Origin of the sequence: Ferrovibrio sp. (genome assembly GCF_964218355.1) — a bacterium.
Taxonomy (GTDB): domain Bacteria; phylum Pseudomonadota; class Alphaproteobacteria; order Ferrovibrionales; family Ferrovibrionaceae; genus Ferrovibrio.
The window spans coordinates 42,781-48,780 of the sequence record NZ_CAXPMC010000010.1 but is presented as its reverse complement, the minus strand read 5'-3'; the positions used below and the strand labels follow the sequence as shown (position 1 = coordinate 48,780).

Genomic DNA, 6,000 nt, shown 5'->3' with positions numbered 1-6,000 from the left:
TGTCGCGGGCGGCCACCGCCAGCTGGCTGGCGGCCTGGGCATTGTCGGCATTCTGCTTCACGGTTGTCGTGATCTCGTGCATGGAGGCCGCCGTCTCCTCGATGCTCGCCGCCTGGGATTCCGTGCGGCTGGCCAGGTTCTGGCTGCCCGAAGAGATTTCCGCGGAGGCATTATTCACGGTTTCGGCGCTGTCCGACAGGCGCTGTGCAAAATCCCGCAGCCGATCGGTCATGGTGTTGATGTTGTCCTTTATCCGGCCAAACATGCCGTCATACTGACCCGTCACCCGGCGGTCGAGGTTGCCGGCAGCCAGACCCTGGATGACGCCTTCCATTTCGGTCATCGCGGTGCTGACGGTATCCAGCAGCCCGTTCATGCCGCCGGCAATCTCCAGCATGAAGCCCTTTTTGCCGTCCACCTGGATGCGGTCATCCAGCCTGCCGCGCTGGGCGGCCTGAACGATTTCGCTGATTTCGCCCTGCACTCTGAGAATCTGGGTGACATCCGTCCATTCGACGGCCGTTCCGATCCGGTTGCCGTCACCATCAAACACCGGCGTCACGATCAGGTCGAAGTTGTAGCCGCCGATCTCCAGGCGCGTCTGCATGGTCTGCGTCATCAGGTCCAGCGCCTGGGCCTGCAGCGCGGGATTGCCCCGGAACAGGTCGATATTGCTGCCCACGAGGCCGTCCTTTCTGAAATCCGGAAGGTCGCGGCGCAGCGCCGCTTCCGCGGAGGAGAACAGATTCTCGGCCGTCCTGTTCAGATAGACGATCTTGTGGTCTGCATCGGCCAGCATGACGCCGGTCGTCACCGCCTGCAGGGCGTTGCGTGCCTGCAGGCCGATCAGAACCTTGTCCCGGAGCAGGAAGGCATGCTTTGCCATCGCGCCGATTTCGTCATCGCGGCCCCGGAGCCGCTCATTCTCGACAAAGCGGTCTTCGGCAAAGGCCTGCAGCATACTGCCGAGTGACTGAATGGCAGAAACAATCTCCCGGCCAACAAGCAGGCTGACCGCCAGCATCAGTGCCGCGCCCAGCAGGATGACCGAGCCGATAATCATGGTGCTGCGCGCCGTGACGGCATGCAGGTCCACCGAGGAGGCTTCCGTTGTGTGGTATGCTTTCTGCACCAGGCTGTTATAGCTGTCCCACAGCCCGTCCGCGGCCGCATCCAGTTCCGCCTCGGCCTGCTGCACGGCGAGACGGCCGGCCGCATATTCGGCAAATGTCCTGCGGTAGGTGTCCAGCAGGCCGGCAATAGCGACCCGCTTGTCGGCCGGCAGGCTGGCGGATTCCAGCTTCTGCGCGAATTCCGCCGCCGTCTTGTCGAGCCTTTCGACATAGTCGGCACGCAGCCGCAGCATGAAATCCTTCTCGTGACGGCGCAGCATCAGCATGCTGGCGAGCAGGGTGTCGTTCTTTTCCCCGTTGAGGACGGTTTCGACTTTGTGTACCGCATCGCGCAGGGCGAATTGCAGGCCGTCTTTTTCCGTCGGCCCCAGCTTCACGATTCTGGCCGTCAGCGCTTCGAATTTTGCATCATATTCAATCCGCCGTGCCTGCATCGCGCGGAATTCCTCACTGGCAGCACCAAGCTGCCCGATGGCGGCGGCAAGGCCTGCTTCGCCGGCAGCCAGACGCTGCCGTTCGGCCTGACTGGCGGCCAGCATGGCCGGGGCCTGCGGGCCCGTCAGCTGCTTTTCCAGGGTCCGCCGCTGCATGAAGATGCCGCGCAGGTCGGCCGCCTGCACCATCATCTGCACTGCCGCATCGGAGCGGTCTTCCAGCGCGGTGATCTGCCGGGCGCCGACGAAGTAGGTCACACCCAGAACAGCGAAAACGACAATGGCAAACAGGCTGCTGGCCAGCAGTTTGGCTCGGATGGTGAGTTTCATGGCGCGGGTTACCGGATTGTGGGTTGCATGGGCGGCGGTTGGACCTCCATCTTCGGCGCGCGGTTTGTAACCCGTTAGTTATTTTCCGATTATGTTACTGACTGAAAAGGGAAATACGGGAAGTTGCAGAATCCTGGCGGAAGGCCAGCCGCCGATGGACCGTTCTCCATGAACCGGCCCGCCGCTGCCACGGGGCGGTTGCGGCGGCGGGACCGGCTGACTATGTTCCCCGGCACAGCGTCTCCGTAGCTCAGCTGGATAGAGCGGCTGCGTCCTAAGCAGCGGGTCGGGAGTTCGAATCTCTCCGGGGACGCCATTTCCTCCTTTGCACCCGGCCCCGCCACACCTTTCCCGTGTTGCATCTGCCGGCACTTGCGCGCCAAGCTGTTCCGGCAGTTTGCCGGCAACCGGAAGCAGGGGCTCTCCGGCGCAGCTGTTACAGTTGATCGCGGCGACGCTGGCGCATGAGAGTCGCAACATGGACAAACCCGGCCAGAAATCCCTGTCGCAGCGCATCGGCGCCATGCTGTTCGGCAGCGATGCCGAGGCTCCGGCGAAGACGGCGAAAAGCCGCGCCGTCGAACGGCCGCCGGCCGCCGAGAAGATTGTCCGCCAGGGCCCGCCGCTGCCGGCCCGGATGCAGGCCGGCACCCTCCAGCTGGTCGGCCTCGACCATATCCGGAACAGCCTCGGCGATGCCTGGCCGGCCAAGCGGGACTCGGTGCACCGCATCGTCGACAGCGTGGTGCGGCGCTATATCGAGCCGGTCGACGCCTATTACAAGGTCGACGAGGAACGCTTCCTGATCCTGTTCACCCGCCTGTCGCACCAGCAGGCCGAGGCCAAGGCGGAGGCGATCCGCCGCGAGGCGGAGCGGCACATCCTGGGCGACATGCCGGCCGGCAGCGATGTCACGCTGGTCTCGCATGTGGCGGAGGTGGACCGCACGCTGCTGATGGAGCAGATCAACGATCTCGGCGGCCTGCTCGATTTCATCGCCACCGGGCAGCGGCCCGCAGCCGGGGCGGAAGCGGGCGACGCCGAACTATTCGGCGAGGCCGCCGGCAACGGCGAAGCGGCAGCCGCCGGTCCGATGACCGGAGCCGGACCGGACATGTCCGATCTCGACCAGTCGCTCAGCACCCTGTTCCAGAAGAAAAGCAGCGCCGCCTTCCTGAAGGAATGCCAGGCCGCTTTCGCCCCCTCGTTCAGCATCCGGCGGCGGCGCTTTTCCTTCTATCCTGTCATTGTCACCCACCAGCCGAGCGGCCTGCGTGCCGAACGGGCCGGCGATCCCTTCCTCGAGAATCCGGAGGAGCTGCAGTTCCTGCTCGACCGCTATGCGCTGACCACTGCGCTGCTCGGCCTGCACCGCATGATCAGCAGCAAGCATTCCGGCATCATCAGCATTCCGGTCAGCCTGAAGACGCTGGTCACCGGCAAGCTGCGCGACACCTATCTCTCGCGCCTGAAGGAAATACCCCCGGGGCTCTACCGGTATCTGTGCCTGATCATCTATGGCATCGAGCCCGGTACGCCGCTGAACCGGGTGACCGATGCCATCACCTATGCCCAGCCTTTCTGCGGCAGCCGCGTGCTCAGCGTGCCGCCGGAAGCCCGCCTGGTCGACCTATATGCGCCTTCGGGCTGCCACGGCTTCGAGACCTGGATACCCGAAGAGCCGGCGGATATGGGCCGCCGCTTCGTGCAGCTGGAGGCCTTTGCCCGCCGTGCGGCGCTGCACAAGGTGGAGGCGATCCTGTCGGAAGCCCATCATGCCGACGACATCCATGCCGCGGTGACGGCCGGCTTCACCTTCGTCCAGGGCAATGCGGTGGCACCCCTGATCGACACGCCCGGCTATCGCGAGGGGCTGGGCACCAGCCACATCCCGGCATCGGGCAGCGGCGAGATACCGGCCTAGCCGGTCCGGCTGATCGGGCCCGGCCCGCACCGCGAGCATATTGCCGCGCCGGCCGCATAGCGTTGCGCGAAACCCGCCACCATCTCGCGGCAGTGTGATGGCGGTCGCTGAATCTTTCACGCAGCCGACACAATCAGGCCATATTCGCCGCATCCTATTCATCCCGGGGTGAAGGCCAACCATGCGAATGACGAGGTGCATGCCATGCCCGCCCATGACTGGACAATCGATGCCGCGGCACGGATCGCGGAAAACGACGACTACCTGGTCGCGCTCTACGATCTTGCCGATGGCGAATTCGACATCGCCTATGTGCGGCCGAAAACCCTGCATGCGCTGGACGGCGCCGCCCAGGCGGCGCGCGAGGCGCTGATCGCCTTCGATCTGGCCATGCATCGCCGCTGACGCGGCTGGGGCCATGCATCGCCGCTGACGCGGCGCAGACAGCATCACCTGGGCTTCACGCGCATCGCCGCCATCGCGGCGGTGCGCGTCGTCGTTTGTGCCGCCCCGGAGGATTCAAAAAAATGGCGGCTGCCGGAGGCAGCCGCCGGGAGGCGGGGGGAAGGACGGGATGAAAAAGACCCGGCTGTGAGGGGGATTTCACCTGGAGGCGATCCAGGCCAGCCGCGGCAGCCGGTGCCCGCGGCCGTGCAAGCCGGTCAGACCAGCGGCGGTCGCCGCCCGGTCAGCAGATGCGCGATCAGGCTGACCACGAAGACCACCAGGAAGATGAAGAACAGGATCTGCGCGATGCCGGCCGAGGCGGCGGCGATGCCGCCGAAACCGAAGACGCCGGCGACGATGGCAAGAATGAAGAATATGACGGCCCAGTACAGCATGGTTGTCTCTCCACGATGATTATTCCGTTGTGCCATCGCTGCGGCAAAAACAGGGTCCGGTGAAATGCCGGACGGCATCAGGGTCCGCAACGGGCTGCGCCATAACCGCGGCGCAGGGAGAGCGTGGCGGCGGATTATGGCGGGAAAGCGGGAGGCAATGGGGCAATACCGGGGCGGCGGCGCCGGGCGGGGCGCCGCCTATCTGCCTGACCTGCAAGGGCGTTCAACCAGCGCGCGGACACGGAACCGCCGCAATCGGCGGCGCGGGCTGGCGGCATGAACCGGCGGTGCGGCGGCCGCTCAGCCGGCGAGGATGGTTTCGGCCACGCGCTGCACCTCGGCCGCCTCGGCGAACGAGGCCAGCGCCAGGCCGTCGCGGGACATCGCGGCCGGGGCCGGCCGGCCGGCGGTCAGCGCCGCCACCTTGTCGAGCTGGCCGCGCAGGGTCAGCGGGCGGGCTTTCTCGTTGGGGATCGCATCGGGCGATTCCTGCCACGCGCCGTCGGCCATCTGCCGCTCGGCGACGGCCCAGTCGCGCAGCCGGATACGACCGCCGCTGCCGATGATGGTGAAGGTGTTGTGATCGGGCAGGGTTGTCGTGCCGACGCCGCCCTGCAGCGCCACCGGCGTGCCGCCTGCCTGCAGCACCGCCGAAATCGCACGCTCGCTGCGGCCCGCTTCCGGATACGACACGCTGTGCTGCTGCAGGCTGAGCGCGCCGAACAGGCGGCGGGCGAGAAACAGGAAATGCGAGCCGACCTCGCGGGCGAAGCCGCCCTGCGCGCGCGCATCCAGCCAGGCCACGGCGTCCATCTGCCAGGGCCGCGGCCATTGCGCGAAGGCGATCCCGATCTCGACGCGCTGCACGGCGGCAATACCGCCGGGGCCGGTGACGCCGTCTTCCATCCAGCGCACCAGCTGGGCCACGCCCTGCATGGAGGCAAAGGGGAAATTCACCGCGCCGCGCGCACCGGCCTGCCGCGTCTCGGCCACGAAAGCCTCGGCATCGGCGATGTCGACCGCCAGCGGCTTCTCGCAGAACACCGCACGGCCCTGCGCGATCGCCGCGCGGGCATAGCCCAGATGCGAGGCCGGCGGCGAGGCGATGTAGAGGCAGTCGCAGGCGGCGGTCACGGCGGCGGCGGAATCCAGCCGCGGCACCTGCGGCAGGTCGGCGGCCAGGCGCTGCATGGCGGCGGCCGAGGGGTCCCACAGGCCGGCCACGGCGATCACCGCCGGATCGTGGTTCAGCGCGGCGCGCAGCAGGCGCTCGCCCATGATGCCGTAGCCGATGATGCCGAGACGGATGGGAGCCATGACGCAACTCTCTTCTGCAG

General features: G+C 66.7%; 4 protein-coding genes, 1 tRNA gene and 1 pseudogene. 3 read left to right on the top strand and 3 right to left on the bottom strand.

Annotation, left to right across the window (positions count from 1 at the left end):
* Window positions 1-1,897, bottom strand: a pseudogene (locus tag ACEQZY_RS06680) (hypothetical protein); the annotation flags it as partial.
* A gap of 239 nt (window positions 1,898-2,136) precedes the next feature.
* On the opposite strand from ACEQZY_RS06680, the gene ACEQZY_RS06675 reads away from it, so the two are divergent.
* From ACEQZY_RS06675 to ACEQZY_RS06665, 3 genes are all read left to right on the top strand, one after another.
* Window positions 2,137-2,213: transfer RNA gene (locus ACEQZY_RS06675), tRNA-Arg, on the top strand.
* A 162-nt stretch (window positions 2,214-2,375) separates the two neighbouring features.
* Window positions 2,376-3,821, top strand: coding sequence for a hypothetical protein (locus tag ACEQZY_RS06670; protein ID WP_370153182.1), 1,446 nt, complete (start codon window positions 2,376-2,378; stop codon window positions 3,819-3,821).
* Window positions 3,822-3,989: 168 nt separating this feature from the next.
* Window positions 3,990-4,226 carry a hypothetical protein gene (locus ACEQZY_RS06665; RefSeq protein WP_341704526.1) on the top strand — a complete coding sequence of 79 codons (237 nt, stop codon included), beginning with the start codon at window positions 3,990-3,992 and terminating at the stop codon, window positions 4,224-4,226.
* 257 nt (window positions 4,227-4,483) lie between these two features.
* On the opposite strand, the gene ACEQZY_RS06660 is transcribed toward ACEQZY_RS06665, so the two are convergent.
* Window positions 4,484-4,663 (bottom strand): DUF1328 family protein, encoded by a 180-nt coding sequence (locus tag ACEQZY_RS06660; protein WP_341704527.1) that lies wholly within the window; start codon window positions 4,661-4,663, stop codon window positions 4,484-4,486.
* 300 nt (window positions 4,664-4,963) lie between these two features.
* On the bottom strand, window positions 4,964-5,980 hold the full coding sequence (locus ACEQZY_RS06655; protein WP_370153180.1) for a Gfo/Idh/MocA family protein: 1,017 nt from the start codon (window positions 5,978-5,980) through the stop codon (window positions 4,964-4,966).
* Window positions 5,981-6,000 lie beyond the last annotated feature (20 nt).